Origin of the sequence: Paractinoplanes atraurantiacus, from assembly GCF_900215205.1 — a bacterium.
Lineage (GTDB): Bacteria > Actinomycetota > Actinomycetes > Mycobacteriales > Micromonosporaceae > Actinoplanes > Actinoplanes atraurantiacus.
Genome location: NZ_OBDY01000001.1, coordinates 845,949 through 862,497 on the forward strand (window position 1 = coordinate 845,949; position 16,549 = coordinate 862,497).

Consider the following 16,549-nt stretch of genomic DNA (forward strand, 5'->3'; position numbering starts at 1 on the left):
GCGCGAGACGCCCCGGCCACTCCTGACACCGAAGTCGCGAGTCCTCGAAACGGCCGAAGCGTCCTCCCGCGCCCACCCTAGCCCGGAGGACCGCCGACATGGCGCCCAGCAGCACACCCGCAGGCCCGGCCGCTCGTCCCCGCAAGGCGCGCGGCGAGGGTCAGTGGGCGCTCGGACACCGTGAGCCGCTCAACCCCAACGAGCGGATGAAGAAGGACGACAACCCGCTCCACGTGCGCGCCCGCATCGAGAACATCTACGCCAAGGGCGGGTTCGCCTCGATCGACCCGCAGGACCTGCGCGGTCGTTTCCGCTGGTGGGGTCTCTACACCCAGCGCAAGGCGGGCATCGACGGCGGCCGCACGGCCGTGCTCGAGCCGCACGAGCTCGAGGACGAGTACTTCATGCTCCGCGTCCGTGTCGACGGCGGCGCGCTGAGCCTCGCCCAGCTGCGCACGATCGCCGGCATCTCCCAGGAGTTCGGCCGCGACTCGGCCGACATCACCGACCGGCAGAACATCCAGCTGCACTGGATCCGGGTCGAGGACGTGCCGGAGATCTGGCGCCGGCTCGAGGCGGTCGGCCTGCAGACCACCGAGGCCTGCGGCGACTGCCCGCGCGTCGTGCTCGGCTCGCCGGTGGCCGGCATCGCCCGCGACGAGGTCGTCGACGGCACGCCGGCGATCGACGAAATCCTCAAGCGCTACATCGGCGACGAGCGCTACTCCAACCTGCCGCGCAAGTTCAAGTCGCAGATCTCCTGGCTGGCCGACGGCCCGTACGAGACCAACGACATCTCCTTCGTCGGCGTCGTCCACCCGCAGCACGGCCCCGGCTTCGACCTGTGGGTCGGCGGCGGCCTGTCCACCAACCCGCGCCTGGCCGAGCGCCTCGGCGTCTGGGTGCCGCTCGAGGAGATCCCGGACGTCTGGGAGGGCGTGGTCGGCATCTTCCGCGACTACGGCTACCGGCGGCTGCGCAACCGCGCCCGGCTGAAGTTCCTGCTGGCCGACTGGGGCGTGGCCAAGTTCCGCGAGATCCTCGAAAAGGAGTACCTGGGCCGGGCCCTGATCGACGGGCCGCCGCCGGAGCTGCCGGCCAAGCCGATCGACCACATCGGCGTGCACAAGCAGAACGACGGGCTCAACTACATCGGCGCCGCCCCGGTGGTCGGCCGCACGTCCGGCACCCAGCTGGCGAAACTGGCCGACGTCGTCGAGGAGCACGGTTCGGATCGGGTACGCCTGACCGCGTACCAGAAACTCCTCGTCCTTGATATTTCCGACGACAAGGTCGAGTCGGCCATCGCCAAGCTGCGCGCGATCGGGCTGGAGGCCCGCCCGTCCTCGTGGCGGCGCGGCACGATGGCCTGCACCGGCATCGAGTACTGCAAGCTGGCCATCGTCGAGACCAAGGCGCGCGGCGAGGAACTGGTGGCCCGGCTCGAGGAGCGGCTCGCCGACTTCGACGCCGACATCTCGATCCACATCAACGGCTGCCCCAACGCGTGTGCCCGCACGCAGGTCGCCGACATCGGCCTCAAGGGCCAGCTCGTCATGAACGCGCACGGCGAGCAGGTCGAGGGCTTCCAGGTGCACCTCGGCGGCGGCCTCGGCATGGCGCAGGGGCAGACGTCCGGCTTCGGCCGCAAGCTGCGCGGCCTCAAGGCCACGGCGGAAGAGCTTCCGGGGTACGTCGAGAAGCTCGCCCGCAACTATCTCGGCGACCGGGAGTCGTCGCAGGAGACGTTCGCCACGTGGGTCCTGCGTGCCGACGAGGAGCTCCTGAAATGAGCGACGCCCGATCCACCCCGCTGTACTGCCCCTACTGCGGCGAAGAGGACCTGTTCCCGAACGAGGCTTCGCACGGCGCGTGGGAGTGCCACTCCTGCGCCCGAGTCTTCACGGTGAAGTTCAACGGCTTGCTATCGCGGGGAGTCAAGAAATGACCATCGTGGCCGCTACCTCTCTCAACCTGGTCAACCTCGGCGCTCCGGCCGTCGCCCAGGACCCCACCCGCCGCTCGCGTGAGGAGCTCGAGGCGCTCGCCCTGAGCGCCGCGCGCGACCTCGAGGGCGCTCCGGCCGAGGCGATCGCTAAGTGGGCGACCGACACCTTCGGCGACCGTTTCTGCGTGACCAGCTCGATGGCCGACGCGGTCGTGGCGCACGTCTTCTCCCGGGTCTCGCCCGGCGTCGACGTGGTCTTCCTCGACACCGGACTGCACTTCCCCGAGACGCTCAAGGTGCGCGACACCGTCGCCGCGACGATGAACGTCAACGTCCGCTCGATCCGCCCGCGGATGACGGTCGGCCAGCAGGACGGCGAGTACGGGCCGCGGCTGTTCGCCCGCAGCCCCGACGAGTGCTGCTTCCTGCGCAAGGTCGAGCCGCTGGAGCGCGCGCTGTCCGACTACGACGCGTGGGCCACCGGCCTGCGCCGCGACGAGTCGCCGACCCGGGCCAACACGCCGGTGGTGGCGTTCGACGCCAAGAAGGGCAAGGTCAAGGTCAACCCGATCGCGGCCTGGACCCAGGCCGACGTGGACCGCTACATCAGCCGGTGGAACGTGCCGGTCAACGAGCTCTTCAAAAAGGGCTACGGCTCGATCGGGTGCTGGCCGTGCACCCGGCGCACCAAGGCCGGCGAGGACCCGCGCGCGGGCCGCTGGGCGATGTTCGAGAAGACCGAATGCGGTCTGCACGTCTGACCGTCCTGCTGGTCGCGCACGGCAGCCGGGATCCGCGGGCCGCCGCCTCCACCGAGGCGCTGGCCCGCGCGGTGGGCCGGGCGCGCCGCGACTGGGACGTCCGCGCCTCATACCTGGACCACGCCGGGCCGCGGCCGTTGGACGTGCTCTCCGCCCTGCCCGCCGGCTCCCGGGCCGTCGTGGTGCCGCTGCTGCTGACCGCGGCGTACCACGGCCGCGTCGACGTCCCCGCGGTCGTGGCAGCCGCCGCCGCGCTGCCTATTCACGTGACGCTGGCCGACGTCCTCGGCCCGACCCCTGCCCTCGGCTCGGCCTCTGCCTTTGGCCCGACTCCTGCGCTCGGTTCGGCCTCTGCCTTTGGCCCGGCCCCTGTCCGCGGTTCGGCGTCTGCCGTCGGTTCGGCGTCTGCCGTCGGTTCGGCGTCTGCCGTCGGTTCGGCGTCTGCCGTCGGTTCGGCCTCTGCCGTCGGCTCGGCCTCTGCCGTCGGCTCGGCCTCTGCCGTCGGCTCGGCCCCTGCCCTCAGCGCGACCCCTGCCCTCAGCGCGACCCCTGCCCTCAACGCGAACTCTTCCGACAAATGCGATATGTCCGGCTTGGGTGCTGGAGGCGCGGACATGGCGGGTGCGGACGGGGCGGGTGCGGATGTTGCGGGTGCGGATGTTGCGGGCGCGGACGTTCCGGGCGCCCTGCTCGATGGGCTGATCGGCCGGCTTGCGCTGGCGCTCGACGGCGGCAGCGCCGGTTTCAAAGGGATCGGCCACGGGCTCGGCGGGATCGGCGGCGGGCTTGACGGGGTTGTGCTTGCGGCTGCGGGGACGCGGGATGCGGCCGCGCGGGAAACGATCATGTGGGTGGCGGAGGCTCTCAGCGCGCGCCTGAGCCTTCCGTGTGCCGTCGCCTATGCCTCGGGCGCCCTGCCGCGTCCCGGTGGCGCTGTGGGGCTTCTGCGGGGGCGGGTCGGGATGGCGGCCTATTTCCTCGCTCCCGGTCACCTCTACGACCTCGCGGTGCGCTCGGCGCTCGACGCGGGGGCGGTGGCGGTGGCGGCGCCGCTGGGTGACGCGGCCGATCTTGTACGCCTTGTGATCGCCCGTGTCGCCATGACTCAGAGTCACTATCCCGTTGCGGCGTAAGGCCGGCACGGACCGTATGGAGAATGTGGACCATTGGTTGCGGGCGCCGGCAATTTCGAGATCATTTCGTGGATTCTCGATGGAACCCAACGTGATCGAATTGGCGCGCTGGGCAAACCCCGAAGGAATCTCTCAGGAATCGGCGCGCTGAGTAATCGACCGGAAACAGCAAGACGCCCCGGTGCCGATCGGCCCGGGGCGCAAATGCTGTGGGGGATTGGTTCAGGCGGTAGGAGCGCCGACCCGCAGGCCGCCGCGGCGCTTCACGGCGCGCCGCTCGTCTTCGCTCATCCCGCCCCAGACGCCGGCGTCCTGACCCGATTCGAGTGCCCAGGAAAGGCAGCTCTCGGTCACGGGACACCGCCGGCACACGGCCTTGGCCTGCTCGACCTGCAGGAGCGCGGGGCCGGACGTCCCGATCGGGAAGAACAGCTCCGGGTCCTCGTCGCGGCAGATCGCATCGTGACGCCAGTCCATGGCGGCAACACTCCTTGTTTCGGATGGGGTAATGAATCGCGTTACTGGTTTACCTATGCATGCGCGTTGGCGGCCGGTGGGCTGGAACCCTCCGCTCGCCGTGCGTCAGCAAGCTTTTTGTATGCGGCAAGCCGTTCGGCGCCTCTGAATTAGGAACGCGCACAAGCAGCAGCCGGTTACTTCATATCGCTTGTGAATGCTTTCACGAACTCTGGCGATGTCAAGGGTAGCGCCAGAAGTTTCTCCCGGCGGGTGAGCTGGCTCACCGCCCCTTTGTCCGGTTTCGGGGCTACTGCCAGGACCCGGTGACGAACGCTCCCATCAATGTAGTACGGTCACGGCCCTTCTGCCGACCTTTTGACCGAGTTTCTGTAACGGATCGTGAGGTTCCCTACCCCGTGATCAGCAGATCACACGTAGTGCTTCGGGAACGGACACGAAGTGCACCTTCTGGCGCTCGCCCAGATAGTCACCATCGAGCTGGAAAGGCTGCGGACGCGACGCCACGACGGTGAACTCGTCCTGGTCGTGCAGTTGCAGCACCTGCTTGCCGCTCGGATCGCCCTTGCGCGTCGCGAGCTGGGCCATGGTCCGTGTCGTGCTCGTGATCGCCAGGCCACGCAGGGCGAGCACGTCGAGGCCGCGGTCGAACGAGGCGTTCGGGTTCGGGTTGATGGCCCGGTCGCCCAGATAGGTCCACGGGGCCGTGTTCTGGATGATGACCGTGCCCAGGTCGACCTCGGCCGGCTCGCCGGGGCGCTCGATGCTCAGCGGCGGGGTCTTGCGGTCGTCGCCGAAGAACTGGCCGACGATGGAACGGAAATAGAGGCCGGGCGTCGAGGTGCGCCCGCGCAGCCGGGCCTGCTCGACCCGGCGCACCACGGCGGCGTCGAAGCCGAAGCCGGCGGCGAAGGTGAAGAAGCGGTCGTCGGCCCGGCCCAGTCCGATCACCCGGTGCCGGCCGTCGCGCAGCCCGTCGAGGATCACGCTGGTGCCCTCGGCCCAGTCACGGGGCAGGCCGAGCGCGCGGGCGAAGACGTTCGTCGATCCGCCCGGCACCACCGCGAGCGCCGGCAGCGCCTGGGCCCGCGAGTCGGTCATGCCGGTCAGCGCGCCCTCGGCGGTCATCAACCCGTTCACCGCTTCGTTGACCGTGCCGTCGCCGCCGAGGGTGACCACCACGTCGACGCCGCTCTCGGCGGCCGTGCGCGCCAGCGCCGAGGCGTGCCCGCGGCGTGTCGTGTACTCCACCGACAGGTCGACCGCACTGCGCAGGGCACGGACCAGGACGTCCCGGCTGCGCTCGCTGGTGGTCGTAGCCTTGGGGTTGACCAGCAGTAACGCTCGCATGCGCGGCACTGTACCCAACAACGGCCCGAAACACTGTCGGTATGGTGCTGCTGTGACCGGTGAGAAGTCAGTCGTTGACAACCCCTCGACGCTGGTGTGGGCGGTGCGGCTGCTCTACCTGGAGTGCGCCGCGCTGGCCGCGCTCACGGTGTGGCTCGTCGTCCAAGATCTGACCAGCGACGACGTCAACATCGGCGTGGCCGCGTCCCTCACGGTGTTCGCGGCGGTCGGCGTCGCCTTCATCTTCTTCGTGGCGCGCTTCCTGGGTCAGCGCCGGCGCGGCAGCCGTGGCCCGGCCATCGTCATCCAGCTCTTCGTGATCGCCACCGGCGGCTTCCTCATCCAGGTGAATCCACTCTGGCTGGGTGTTGTGCTGATGGCCCTGGGTGTGCTGGTGGGCCTGCTGGTCGTCCTTCCGGCGAGCACAAGAGCACTGGGCATCGATTAACCGGCCTTATTTCGGGTATCAGGGCCTACCCTGTGGGAGTGACCGGATCAACGGTGCGGCCGCCCGCGTACCAACTGCTGGCGGACGAGTTACGGGCCGACATCACCTCGGGGCGCCTGCAACCGGGTGAGCGGCTGCCCCCGGAACCTGAGCTGTGCGTCAAGACCGGCGTCAGCCGGAGCACGGTGCGGGAGGCCTTACGCCTGCTGGCCAGCCAGCATCTCATCGTGACGACCCGCGGGGTGACCGGTGGGAGCTTCGTCGCGCACCCCGACGCCGAGCAGCTCGCCGACGCCCTCGCCACCGGCTTCACGCTGCTGAGCAACTCGGCCGACGTCGGGCTGGCCGACCTGCTCGAGCTGCGCCGGGCGCTGGAGGTGCCGGCGGCCGGGCTGGCCGCGGTGCGGCGCGACGACGAGCATCTCCTCGAGATACACGGTGCGCTCTTCGACCCGGCGATCGACGACCTCGACACGATGCTGGCGGCGCACGCGTCGTTCCACATGGCGGTGGCCAAGGCGACCGGCAACCCGCTGTTCGAACTGGTGGTGCGGCCGCTCTACCACGCGTCGTTCGGTGAGGACGTCACCAGCGACCTGCCGCCGGGTTATTGGCGCCAGATCGACGCCGATCACCGGCTGCTGCTCGACTGCCTGACGATGCACGACGCGGAGTCGGCCACGAAGGCGGCGGCCCGCCACCTCGATTACATCGCGGCGGTCGTGCGCTAGAAATTGACGCGGCGCGTCACGAGGCGGATCGTGGCGCGCTGGCCCGTCGCCTCGGCGGTGGCCGACGTGGTCAGGGCGGTCAGCACCTTCCACGCGAACGACGACTCGGCCGGCAGCTTGGCGCCGCGCACGGTCGTCACGGTGACCTCGACGGTCAGCGCGTCCTCGGTGACCGCGAAGCGGCAGTCGAGCTCGGCGCCGCGGGTCGCGATGGCGAGCAGCATCGCGCACGCCTCGTCGACGGCGATGCGCAGATCCTCGATCTCGTCGAGGGCGAAGTGGAGCCGGGCGGCCAGACCGGCCGTCGCCGTACGGAGCACGCCGAGATAGCCACCGTCGGCGGGCACGGTGAGCATGACGACGTCGTCGCCGATCGCCGGGTCCGGGTGTGTGTCCGTCAGAGTCACCGTGTCATCCTCCCCACGCCACGGACTCTAGCGTCCGGCCGCAGAGTGTGCGACGACGGCAGGCCCCGTCGGATGACGAGGCCTGCCGTCGTGCGCGAGGCTCAGGCCTGCTTGGTCTCCCAGAAGATCTTGGAGATCTCCTCGATCTTGCCGAGCAGCTGGTCGGCCACGGCCGGGTCGACCGAGCCCTTGGCGCCGGAGGCGCCGGCCAGCTTGGTGGCCTCGTTGAACAGGCCGTGCAGCTGCGGGTACTTCTCGAAGTGCGGGGCCTTGAAGTAGTCGGTCCACAGCACCCACAGGTGGTGCTTGACCAGCTCGGCGCGCTGCTCCTTGATCAGGATGGCGCGGGTGCGGAACTCCGGGTCGGTGTTCGCCTGGTACTTCTCGGCGATGGCCTTGACCGACTCGGCCTCGATCCGGGCCTGCGCCGGGTCGTAGACGCCACAGGGCAGGTCGCAGTGGGCGCTGACCTCGGTGCGAGGCGTGAGGAAACGTGGAAGTCGCATCAGGACTCCTCCATACGGTTGCGATGATCCGTGGTTGACACTACCCCTTACATACTTCCCGTAACGCGACGGAGGACTGATGCCTTGAGATGGCAATTACCACTGTTCGCGGTCCTGGTCCGCGGACCGTCGATGGTGCCGGCCCTTCGATCGGGCGACGCGCTGATCGTGTGGCGCGGGGTTCGCCTGCTGAGACCGGGCCGGATCGTCGTCGCGCGTTTCCGTTCCCGGCCCGACCTGCTGGTGATCAAGCGAGCGGTCCGTGAGCAGGACGGCGGCTGGTGGATCGAGGGCGACAACTCCCTGGTGGAGGACGATTCGCGAGCGTACGGGGTGGCGGATGTCATCGGCTGCGCGTTAATTCGCTACTACCCGCGCGTCGGTCGGCTACGTTAGGGTTCGGAAATCGCAGCGCACACTCGCGCTGCGATAGCTGTTACACGGGTGATCCCCGCATCGCGCTCCGGTCCGGCGCACAACTCGCCGTGCGATCGGTGAGCGCCTCGACAACGTCCTGATGCCGGTTGGAGTCACCGTGTCCTACTTCAGTTTCGAGCTCGATCCCGCCCTCGCCGCCGACCCCGTCTTCGAGCTGCACCAGCGCGGCAAGATGGAGATGAGCGCGACCGTCCCGCTGACCAGCCGCGACCACCTGTCACTGGCCTACACGCCCGGCGTGGCCCGGGTCTGCGAGGCCATCGCCGACGACGAGTCGCTCTACTCCGACTACACATGGACGGCCAACACGGTCGCCGTCATCACCGACGGGTCGGCGGTGCTCGGTCTCGGCAACATCGGCCCCAAGGCCGCGATGCCGGTCATGGAGGGCAAGTCCATCCTGTTCAAGCAGTTCGGCGGCGTCGACTCGATCCCGATCTGCCTGGACACGCAGGACGTCGAGGGCATCATCGCGACGGTCAAGGCGATGGCGCCGTCGTTCGGCGGCATCAACCTCGAGGACATCAGCGCGCCCCGCTGCTTCGAGATCGAGCGCCGGCTCGACGCCGAGCTCGACATCCCGGTCTTCCACGACGACCAGCACGGCACCGCGGTGGTCACGCTGGCCGCGCTGCGCAACGCGGCCAAGCTGCTCGGCCGCCGCTTCGCCGACCTGCGCGTCGTGATCAGCGGCGCCGGCGCGGCCGGGGTGGCGATCACCCAGACGCTGATCGCGGCCGGTGTCGAGGGCGCCAACGTCATCGTCTGCGACTCGCGCGGCATCATCCACGCCGAGCGCGGCGACCTCACCACGATCAAGGCGGAGCTGGCGGCGACGACCAACCTGTCGGGCCGTACGGGCGGGATCACCGAGGCCCTGATCGGCGCCGACGTGTTGATCGGGGTCTCCGGCGGTGCGATCGACGAGAGCGCGATCGCCGGCATGGCGCCCGGCGGCATCATCTTCGCCCTGGCCAACCCGACGCCCGAGGTGCCGCCGGCCCTCGCCCACAAGTACGCGGCGGTCGTGGCGACCGGCCGCAGCGACTTCCCCAACCAGATCAACAACGTGCTGGCCTTCCCGGGCATCTTCCGGGGCGCCCTCGACGTGCGGGCCTCCACGATCACCGAGCGGATGAAGGTGGCCGCGGCCGAGGCGATCGCCGACGTGGTCTCCGACGACCTGCGCCCCGAGGCGATCGTGCCGTCGCCGCTCGACCCCCGGGTCGCGCCCGCGGTTGCCGAGGCGGTCGCCGCCGCGGCCATCGCCGACGGGGTGGCCCGCCGTGGTGCGCCGGTCGCGCCCGAGACCCGTACGACAGCGGTTTCCTGACCGTTCCGTCCGAGGGCGGCGCGCCACTAGGGTTCTCAGCTATGCGCGCCGCCTACGCCATCGCCGCCGATCCCGACGACCCCCGCTCCGCGCTGCGCGTGGGCGAGAGGCCCGAGCCGACCCCGCCCGACGGCTGGGTGACGATCGAGGTGCGGGCCGCCTCGCTCAACCAGCACGACCTCTGGTCGCTGCGCGGAGTGGGGCTGCCCGCCGACCGCCTGCCGATGATCCTCGGCTGTGACGCGGCCGGCGTCGACCCGGACGGCAACGAGGTGGTCATCTATCCGGTCGTCGCCGACGAGGCCGACCCGCGCGGTCTGTCGCTGCTCTCCGAGCGTCATCCCGGCACGCTGGCCGAGCGGGTCGCGGTGCCGCCGGAGAGCCTGGTGGCCAAGCCGGCCGGGCTGTCCTTCGTGGACGCGGCCTGCCTGCCCACGGCCTGGCTCACGGCGTTTCACATGCTGAAGACGCGCGGCCGCGTCGACGAGGCGGACGCCGTGCTGGTGCAGGGCGCCGGCGGCGGGGTGGCCACGGCGGCGGTCGCGCTGGCGCTGGCGATGGGCAAGAGGGTGTACGCCACCAGTCGCGACCCGGGAAAACGGGAACGCGTCGCGGAGCTCGGGGCGACGGCGGTCGAGCCCGGCGCGCGCCTGCCCGAGCGGGTCGACGTCGTCATCGAGTCGGTGGGCGCGCCCACCTTCGAGCATTCGATGAAATGCGCCAATCCGGGCGCCCGCATCGTCGTCTGCGGCGCCACCGGCGGCCATCTGGCCACCGTGGACCTGCGGCGGCTGTTCGCCATGCGCCTCGACGTGCTGGGCAGCACGATGGGCACCCGGGACGACCTGGAGGAGCTGCTCGGCCTGCTCGTGTCGACGGGCGTGCGCCCGGTGGTCGACTCGACGTACGGCTTCAGCGCCGTCGGCGACGCCTTCGCCCGCCTCGAGTCGGGTGACATCTTCGGCAAGGTCGTCGTCGACCTGCTGCACTGAGCAGCGCTTATGCGATGGTCCGGCTGGCCAGGACGTACGCGGGAAGCATGGCCTTGTGCTCCTCGGTGTCGGCGCCGCCCAGAGTGAGGATGACGATGCCCTGGGTGGTGAACACGGCGAGGACGCGTTCGGGGCGCTCGTTCTCGACGTCCATGTAGGTCGCCTCGGTGCCGAGCTTGTGGGGGCGGGTGCGGCGGTCGGTGATCGCGGCTGTGCCCTGTTCGGCCTTGACGAAGGTTTCGAGCGCGGCCGCGGAGTCGGCCCCGGGACCGGTCCAGACGCGCAGGAAGCCCAGGTGGCCGGCCGGCTTGGCGTCGATCTCGCAGCGCAGGGCGAAGCCGCCCTGGTCGAACAGGCCGTCCTCGACCCCCTCGGGGGACCAGTCCGCGGCCAGGTCGAAGGTGACCGGAAGCGGGCAGGCCGAGCCCGGCGCGCCGATCTTCGCGGCCGAGGCCGCTGCCGGGGGATCGCCCCAGGTGTCACTCTCCGCTTTCGGGAGGTCCCGCTGTTCGCCGGAACAACCGCCGAGTAGTGCGACGGCGGCCGCGGCCGCCACGATCCGTGTCCCCGTTCTCACGCGGCATATTGGATCTTGCGTGGGCATGGGTGTCAATGCAGCTTTTCGTCCAGCGTGGCCAGCCCGCCGCGCGTCGCGTCCGCTTTCAGGCGGTTGCGGGCGGCGGAGTCGCCGTACAGGCTCCAGCGCCAGAAGTCCGTGGTCGTCGCGGACACGACGTCGAAGGCCGGGCCGGTCGCGATGTGCCCGCCCCGGACGACGCTGAGCAGGGCCTTGGGCCAGGGCACGGCGTCGTAGGCGGCCCGGCCGTCGCTGTAGCCCACCACCTTGTCGCGCTGTCCGTGCACGAAGAACAGCGGCGCCTCGGCCCCGGTGAACGGGGACGCGAGCACCTGCCGGCCGGCCAGCACGACCCCGGCGACCAGGCGCTCGTCCCGGGCGTTGCTGAACATGCCGATCGTGGTGATCCCGCCCGCCGAGTGCCCGGCGGCGGCGACCCGCTCGGCGTCGATGCTCCCTTTGAGCTCGGCCAGGACCTCGGTTATGACGTACGAGGCGTCGGCCGGCTGATTGAGCACATCAAGCACGTTGAGCTCGCCCGACTCGCCCGAGGTGTGCGGATAGGCCGGCGCCGCCACCACGAACCCGGCCCGCGCCCACGACCGCAGCAGGTCGGCGTAGCTGCCGGGATTCGCGGTCAGCCCATGGCTGAAGAGGATGAGCGGGAACGGCCCGTCACCCTTCGGCGCCCAGACCGTCGTCGTCAGCGGCCGGTCCGCCCCTCGCCGCAGCGCCAGCCGCCGCGTGCCGACCGGGAACTGCCGTGCCGGCGCCTTCTTCGCCGCCGGTCTCGAGGTGGCCGGGCTGGTCGCTGTCACGGTCGGAACACTCGTGGCGGGCGGAAGGCTGGGCCTGGGTGCGGCTTTCTCGGTCGAACAACCGGCGAGCGCGACGGCTCCGAGCCCGAGGACAAGAGTTCGGCGATGCACCCGTCCCATTCTGACTCGCGCTGCGCAACCCGCCGGCGAGCGACGTTACGGCTGAGCCCCTCCTCGTTGGGGTGAATCCCGGTACGGGGCGTTTGTCCAGGTAGACGGGCCGCGCGGTGACTGTGGGGTCGGAGGGCGAGCGCTGTTTCGCTAAGGTCTTGCGCATGTCTGACAACAGAGTCGACCCGAGCGGCAACACCGAGGCGTTCCGTGCCTTCACGGAGGATGCCCCGCAGCAACAGCAGGCCCCGGCCTCCAAGACCCCGCTGATCATCGGCGCCGTCGCCGTCGCCGTGGTCGTCATCGCCCTGATCGTCTGGCTCGTAGCCTGAGCGCCGGCCCGGCGCGGGCATGACCCGCGCCGGCCGTCAGCGGGAGAGGGAGAGCGCCGTCCGGGACTGGTCGGCGATCTCCAGCTCCTCGTCGGTGGGTACGACGCAGACCGGGATGCGGGTGCCGTCCGGCGAGATGACGCTGTCGCCGCTCTCGTTGCGGGACGGGTCGATCTCGATGCCCAGGGGCTCCAGGCCGGACAGGGACGAGGCCCGGACCGGCGGCGAGTTCTCGCCCACGCCGGCGGTGAAGGCGATGGCGTCCACGCGGCCCAGCACGGCCAGGTAGGCGCCGACGTATTCGCGGATGCGGCGGCAGTAGACGTCGAAGGCCAGGCCGGCGGCCGGATCGCCCGCGTCGCGGCGCTTGATGACGGCGCGCAGGTCGTTCTCGCCGGTGAGGCCGAGCAGGCCGGCGTGGCGGGTCAGGCTGTTCTCGATCTCCTCGATCGGCAGGCCGGCCACGCGATGCAGCTGGAAGACGACCGTCGGGTCGATGTCGCCGCTGCGGGTGCCCATCACCAGGCCGCCCTGCGGTGACATGCCCATCGACGTGGCCACGCTGAGGCCGCCCCGGACCGCGCAGGCGCTCGCTCCGTTGCCGAGGTGCAGCGTGATCACGTTCGTGTCCTCGACCGGGCGCCCCAGCAGCTCGGCCGTCTTGCGGGCCACGTAGGCGTGTGAGGTGCCGTGGAACCCGTACCGCCGGATCTGCCATCGCTCGGCCAATGCGGCGTCGATCGCCCAGGTCACGCCCTCGGGCGGGATCGTGGCGTGGAACGCCGTGTCGAAGACCGCCACCTGTGGCACGTCGGGCAGCAGCTTGCGGGCCACCTCGATGCCGGTCAGCGCGGCCGGATTGTGCAGCGGGGCCAGCGGCACCAGCGACTCGATGCGGGCGACGACCTCGTCGTCGATGACCGTCGGCGCGCTGAACTCGGGCCCGCCGTGCACGACCCGGTGACCCACCGCGGCCAGGCCGGACAGGTCGACCGAGTCCATGATGCGCTGCAGGGCCGCGCGGTGGTCGGCCGTGTCGCCGCCGGCCTCGCCGATCCGCTCGATGAGGCCCTTGGCGACCGTCTCGGTGCCGTCGAAAAGCCTGTACTTCACCGACGAGGAACCGCTGTTGAGGACCAGAACTCGAGTCATCGTGCCGCCGCCTGGATCGCTGTGATGGCCACTGTGTTGACGATGTCTTTGACTGTCGCCCCACGCGACAGGTCGTTCACCGGGCGCCGCAGGCCCTGCATGACCGGGCCGACCGCGACGGCGCCGGCCGAGCGCTGCACCGCCTTGTACGTGTTGTTGCCCGTGTTGAGGTCGGGGAAGATGAAGACCGTCGCCTTGCCCGCGACGGTGCTGTCGGGCAGCTTGGTCGCCGCCACCGCGGGGTCGATGGCCGCGTCGTACTGGATCGGGCCCTCGACCGGCAACTCGGGCGCCCGCTCGCGCACCAGGGCCGTGGCCGCCGCGACCTTTTCCACGTCGGCGCCCGCGCCGGAGCTGCCGGTCGAGTACGACAGCATCGCCACCCGCGGCTCGATGCCGAAGGCGGCCGCCGTCCGCGCCGAGGAGAGCGCGATGTCGGCCAGCTGGGCCGCGTCGGGGTCGGGGTTGACCGCGCAGTCGCCGTAGACCAGGACCCGGTCGGCCAGCAGCATGAAGAACACGCTGGAGGCCACCGACACGTCGGGAACGGTCTTGATGATCTCGAAGGCGGGCCGGATGGTGGCCGCGGTCGTGTGGTTGGCGCCGGAGACCATGCCGTCGGCCTTGCCGGCCTGCACCATCAGGGTGCCGAAGTAGTTGACGTCGCGGACCACGTCGTACGCCAGATCGAGCGAGACCGCCTTGTGTTTGCGCAGCTCGGCATAGGTGGCGGCGAACTCGTCGCGCCACTGGCTGGTCTCGGGGTCGACCAGCTGGGCGCCGCCGATCTCGAGGCCCAGCTCGCGGGCCCGCCGGGTGATCTCGTCGGGGACGCCGAGCAGGGTCAGGTCGGCCACGCCGCGCCGCAGAAGCGTCTCGGTGGCCCGCAGGATGCGCTCGTCGGTGCCCTCGGGCAGCACGAGGTGGCGCCGCTCGGCGCGGGCCCGGTCGATCAGATCGTTCTCGAACATCAGCGGGGTGACCCGGCTGGAACGGGCCACGTCGAGCAGGCGGGTCAGCTCGCCGGTGTCGACGCTCTCCTTGAAGGCGCCGAGCGCGGCCTCGATCTTGCGGGGCGTGCCCGTGCCGAGGCGGGCCTCGATGCGGCCGGCGGCGGAGATGGTGTGGTAGCTGTCGGAGTCGACCACCAGCATGGCCAGGCCGGTGTTGAGCCGCTCGATCACCCGGACCGCGCGCTCGTCGGGCCGCTCGCCGAGGGTCAGCACCAGGCCGGCGAGGGTCACGTTGCCGGCGGCGTGGGCGGCGCTGGCCGCGACCAGCAGGTCGGCCCGGTCGCCGGGGGTGATCAGCAGCGCCCCGTCGGTCAGGTGGTCGAGCAGGGCCGGCACGTGGGCGGCGCCGACCACGTAGTCGAGCACGTCGCGGTCGAGGGCGCTCGCCCCGCCGGAGATGACGGTCGCGTCGAGTGAGGCCGCCACCTCGGCCACGGTCGGCGCGCTCACCGCGGCGACCTCGGGAATGGCCCACATCGGCACCGGAAGCCCGGCCTCGAGCAGCGGGGCCGTCCGGACCGTGGGCGGCACGCGGTTGGCGATGACGGCGAGGACTGTCGCGTCGAGGTCGGTGAGCGAGTGGTACGCGCTGCGGGCCGCCGCGACCAGCGACTCCGCCCCGCGCCCGGCGCCGCTGATCACCGGGATCACGACGCTGCCGAACTCGGTGGCCAGCCGGGCGTTGAAGCCCAGCTCGCGCGGGATCTCGTCGTCGGCGCTGGCGCCGGCCGCGAAGTCGCTGCCGATCACCACGACCGAGCTCGCCAGCCGCTCGACCTCGCGGTAGCGCTCGACGATGCGGGAGATCAGCTCTTCCCACTTGCCGTCGGCGACCAGCGCGCTCGCCTCGGCCGTGGTCACGCCGTACGACTCCGCGTAGGGCGCGACGACCGGATAGCGCTTGGTCAGCAGGGTGAGCAGCGGATCGTCCTCGGCCCCGGCCACCAGCGGCCGGAAGACACCGATCCGCGCGACCTGCCGGGAGAGCAGCTCCACCAACCCGAGGGCGACCGTGCCCTTGCCGACGCTCGGCCCCAGACCGGTCACATACACACTTCGTGCCACGGACCAAACCTACCGGCGAGACCCGGGCACCGCCGGGCCGAAAGTCCTAACTGTGGATGACGCCATGCCTGTCACAAATGGCGGAGGTACGCGGTCGGCGAGGCCAGGAATCCGCGCCAGTTCGCCACGATCTCCAGGTCGTCCCACGCCACCTTCGCGATGCCGTCCGCGCCGAGCGCGAGGATCGTCGCCCCGGGCAGGGCCGTCAGCAGCGGCGAATGCGTGGCGACCACGACCTGCGCGCCGTCCGCGCGGAGCTTGTCCAGCATCTGGAGCAGCCCCAGCGTCGACGTGAACGAGAGGGGCGCCTCCGGCTCGTCCATCAGATAGAACCCGTACCCCCGGAACTTGCGGGTCAAAAGCTCCAGAAACCCTTCGCCGTGGCTCTGCTCGTGCAGCCCGGCGTCCGGATTGTCGCCCGGAAGACCTTCGAGGTACGTGTACAGGCCGTGGGTGGTCTCGGCCCGGAGGAAGTACGAGTTGACGCGCTTCCCTGGCGTACGGATGACTTTCAGCAGGGAACCCAGCGGCGCCTCGGTGGCCCGGGTCGAGTGCCGGGCCGACCGCGACCCGCCCTCCGGGTTGAGCCCGGTGGCCACGGCCAGCGCCTCGATCAGCGTCGACTTGCCCGATCCGTTCTCGCCGACCAGGAACGTCACCCCGCCCGGGATGTTCAGCCCGTGGTCGAGCAGGGCACGGACGGCTGGGATCCGTGCCCACCACTGCGTTCGGTCGATCTCGGCATCGGGGGAGAGCTCCACGCGCCGGACCGGAGAACTATTCGTCCTCGTCCTCGTCGTCGCGGGCCAGCCACGTGGCCAGCCGCTCGATCGGGGTCTCGAACTCGGGGTTCAGGTCGACGAAGGTCCGCAGCTGCTCGCCGAGCCACTCCAGCGTGACCGTTTCCTGGCCACGCCGTTCGACCAGCTCCTCGATGCCGCGATCGGTGAAGTACAT

General features: G+C 70.6%; 19 protein-coding genes. 9 read left to right on the plus strand and 10 right to left on the minus strand.

Annotated elements, in window-relative coordinates:
• The first annotated feature begins 98 nt into the window (after positions 1–98).
• The 3 genes from CRP55_RS04035 (at position 99) to CRP55_RS56435 (ending at position 3,842) form a co-directional block, all read left to right on the plus strand.
• Positions 99–1,793, plus strand: coding sequence for a nitrite/sulfite reductase (locus CRP55_RS04035; protein WP_097318047.1), 1,695 nt, complete (start codon positions 99–101; stop codon positions 1,791–1,793).
• Between the two features lie 151 nt (positions 1,794–1,944).
• Positions 1,945–2,709, plus strand: a complete 765-nt coding sequence (locus CRP55_RS04040) for a phosphoadenylyl-sulfate reductase (protein ID WP_097318048.1) — start codon at positions 1,945–1,947, stop codon at positions 2,707–2,709.
• Positions 2,691–3,842, plus strand: coding sequence for a CbiX/SirB N-terminal domain-containing protein (locus CRP55_RS56435; protein WP_438865750.1), 1,152 nt, complete (start codon positions 2,691–2,693; stop codon positions 3,840–3,842). Before CRP55_RS04040 ends, CRP55_RS56435 begins: the two co-directional genes overlap by 19 nt.
• Positions 3,843–4,064: 222 nt before the next feature.
• Here CRP55_RS56435 and CRP55_RS04055 read toward each other — a convergent pair whose 3' ends face one another.
• Complete coding sequence (locus tag CRP55_RS04055) at positions 4,065–4,319, minus strand: WhiB family transcriptional regulator (RefSeq protein ID WP_014447395.1); 255 nt, start codon at positions 4,317–4,319, stop codon at positions 4,065–4,067.
• A gap of 402 nt (positions 4,320–4,721) precedes the next feature.
• The gene (locus CRP55_RS04060; protein WP_097318049.1) at positions 4,722–5,669 is read right to left on the minus strand and encodes a diacylglycerol/lipid kinase family protein; all 948 of its coding nucleotides are present in this window, start codon (positions 5,667–5,669) and stop codon (positions 4,722–4,724) included.
• A gap of 52 nt (positions 5,670–5,721) precedes the next feature.
• Here CRP55_RS04060 and CRP55_RS04065 point away from each other — a divergent pair, with 52 nt between their 5' ends.
• Positions 5,722–6,117 (plus strand): hypothetical protein, encoded by a 396-nt coding sequence (locus CRP55_RS04065; RefSeq protein WP_245922765.1) that lies wholly within the window; start codon positions 5,722–5,724, stop codon positions 6,115–6,117.
• A gap of 38 nt (positions 6,118–6,155) precedes the next feature.
• Positions 6,156–6,848, plus strand: coding sequence for a FadR/GntR family transcriptional regulator (locus tag CRP55_RS04070; protein ID WP_097318050.1), 693 nt, complete (start codon positions 6,156–6,158; stop codon positions 6,846–6,848).
• Here the strand turns inward: CRP55_RS04070 and CRP55_RS04075 are convergent.
• On the minus strand, positions 6,845–7,204 hold the full coding sequence (locus CRP55_RS04075; protein ID WP_097318732.1) for a trypco2 family protein: 360 nt from the start codon (positions 7,202–7,204) through the stop codon (positions 6,845–6,847). The two genes, CRP55_RS04070 and CRP55_RS04075, sit on opposite strands and share 4 nt — an antisense overlap.
• Positions 7,205–7,356: 152 nt before the next feature.
• Positions 7,357–7,761, minus strand: a complete 405-nt coding sequence (sodN, locus tag CRP55_RS04080) for a superoxide dismutase, Ni (protein ID WP_097318051.1) — start codon at positions 7,759–7,761, stop codon at positions 7,357–7,359.
• Between the two features lie 84 nt (positions 7,762–7,845).
• On the opposite strand from sodN, the gene CRP55_RS04085 reads away from it, so the two are divergent.
• The 3 genes from CRP55_RS04085 (at position 7,846) to CRP55_RS04095 (ending at position 10,524) form a co-directional block, all read left to right on the plus strand.
• The gene (locus CRP55_RS04085) at positions 7,846–8,157 is read left to right on the plus strand and encodes a S24/S26 family peptidase (protein WP_281260751.1); all 312 of its coding nucleotides are present in this window, start codon (positions 7,846–7,848) and stop codon (positions 8,155–8,157) included.
• A gap of 121 nt (positions 8,158–8,278) precedes the next feature.
• The gene (locus CRP55_RS04090; protein WP_097318053.1) at positions 8,279–9,532 is read left to right on the plus strand and encodes an NAD(P)-dependent malic enzyme; all 1,254 of its coding nucleotides are present in this window, start codon (positions 8,279–8,281) and stop codon (positions 9,530–9,532) included.
• A gap of 41 nt (positions 9,533–9,573) precedes the next feature.
• A complete protein-coding gene (locus tag CRP55_RS04095) occupies positions 9,574–10,524 on the plus strand; it encodes a zinc-binding dehydrogenase (protein ID WP_097318054.1) in 951 nt (316 codons plus the stop codon).
• Between the two features lie 7 nt (positions 10,525–10,531).
• On the opposite strand, the gene CRP55_RS04100 is transcribed toward CRP55_RS04095, so the two are convergent.
• Both CRP55_RS04100 and CRP55_RS04105 read right to left on the minus strand, forming a co-directional pair.
• Positions 10,532–11,101, minus strand: coding sequence for a lipoprotein (locus tag CRP55_RS04100; protein WP_218854037.1), 570 nt, complete (start codon positions 11,099–11,101; stop codon positions 10,532–10,534).
• A 32-nt stretch (positions 11,102–11,133) separates the two neighbouring features.
• Complete coding sequence (locus CRP55_RS04105) at positions 11,134–11,919, minus strand: alpha/beta hydrolase family protein (RefSeq protein WP_245922766.1); 786 nt, start codon at positions 11,917–11,919, stop codon at positions 11,134–11,136.
• A gap of 275 nt (positions 11,920–12,194) precedes the next feature.
• On the opposite strand from CRP55_RS04105, the gene CRP55_RS52765 reads away from it, so the two are divergent.
• On the plus strand, positions 12,195–12,362 hold the full coding sequence (locus CRP55_RS52765; protein WP_179855005.1) for a hypothetical protein: 168 nt from the start codon (positions 12,195–12,197) through the stop codon (positions 12,360–12,362).
• Between the two features lie 36 nt (positions 12,363–12,398).
• On the opposite strand, the gene CRP55_RS04110 is transcribed toward CRP55_RS52765, so the two are convergent.
• From CRP55_RS04110 to CRP55_RS04125, 4 genes are all read right to left on the minus strand, one after another.
• Positions 12,399–13,514 (minus strand): acetate/propionate family kinase, encoded by a 1,116-nt coding sequence (locus CRP55_RS04110; protein ID WP_097318057.1) that lies wholly within the window; start codon positions 13,512–13,514, stop codon positions 12,399–12,401.
• The gene (pta, locus tag CRP55_RS04115) at positions 13,511–15,592 is read right to left on the minus strand and encodes a phosphate acetyltransferase (protein ID WP_097318058.1); all 2,082 of its coding nucleotides are present in this window, start codon (positions 15,590–15,592) and stop codon (positions 13,511–13,513) included. The genes CRP55_RS04110 and pta overlap by 4 nt, the downstream gene beginning before the upstream one ends.
• A gap of 71 nt (positions 15,593–15,663) precedes the next feature.
• Positions 15,664–16,353 (minus strand): AAA family ATPase, encoded by a 690-nt coding sequence (locus CRP55_RS04120; protein WP_097318059.1) that lies wholly within the window; start codon positions 16,351–16,353, stop codon positions 15,664–15,666.
• Between the two features lie 16 nt (positions 16,354–16,369).
• Positions 16,370–16,549, minus strand: coding sequence for a DUF6104 family protein (locus CRP55_RS04125; protein ID WP_097318060.1), 180 nt, complete (start codon positions 16,547–16,549; stop codon positions 16,370–16,372).

What these genes read in the sequence shown, in the direction of transcription:
- CRP55_RS04040 (WP_097318048.1), top strand. Translation starts at nt 1,945, where the DNA reads ATGACCATCGTGGCCGCTACCTCTCTCAACCTGGTCAACCTCGGCGCT.
- sodN (WP_097318051.1), bottom strand. Translation starts at nt 7,761, where the DNA reads ATGCGACTTCCACGTTTCCTCACGCCTCGCACCGAGGTCAGCGCCCAC.
- CRP55_RS04125 (WP_097318060.1), bottom strand. Translation starts at nt 16,549, where the DNA reads ATGTACTTCACCGATCGCGGCATCGAGGAGCTGGTCGAACGGCGTGGC.
- CRP55_RS04055 (WP_014447395.1), bottom strand. Translation starts at nt 4,319, where the DNA reads ATGGACTGGCGTCACGATGCGATCTGCCGCGACGAGGACCCGGAGCTG.
- CRP55_RS04060 (WP_097318049.1), bottom strand. Translation starts at nt 5,669, where the DNA reads ATGCGAGCGTTACTGCTGGTCAACCCCAAGGCTACGACCACCAGCGAG.
- CRP55_RS04110 (WP_097318057.1), bottom strand. Translation starts at nt 13,514, where the DNA reads ATGACTCGAGTTCTGGTCCTCAACAGCGGTTCCTCGTCGGTGAAGTAC.
- CRP55_RS04035 (WP_097318047.1), top strand. Translation starts at nt 99, where the DNA reads ATGGCGCCCAGCAGCACACCCGCAGGCCCGGCCGCTCGTCCCCGCAAG.
- CRP55_RS04075 (WP_097318732.1), bottom strand. Translation starts at nt 7,204, where the DNA reads ATGCTCACCGTGCCCGCCGACGGTGGCTATCTCGGCGTGCTCCGTACG.
- CRP55_RS56435 (WP_438865750.1), top strand. Translation starts at nt 2,691, where the DNA reads ATGCGGTCTGCACGTCTGACCGTCCTGCTGGTCGCGCACGGCAGCCGG.
- CRP55_RS04095 (WP_097318054.1), top strand. Translation starts at nt 9,574, where the DNA reads ATGCGCGCCGCCTACGCCATCGCCGCCGATCCCGACGACCCCCGCTCC.
- CRP55_RS52765 (WP_179855005.1), top strand. Translation starts at nt 12,195, where the DNA reads ATGTCTGACAACAGAGTCGACCCGAGCGGCAACACCGAGGCGTTCCGT.
- CRP55_RS04090 (WP_097318053.1), top strand. Translation starts at nt 8,279, where the DNA reads ATGCCGGTTGGAGTCACCGTGTCCTACTTCAGTTTCGAGCTCGATCCC.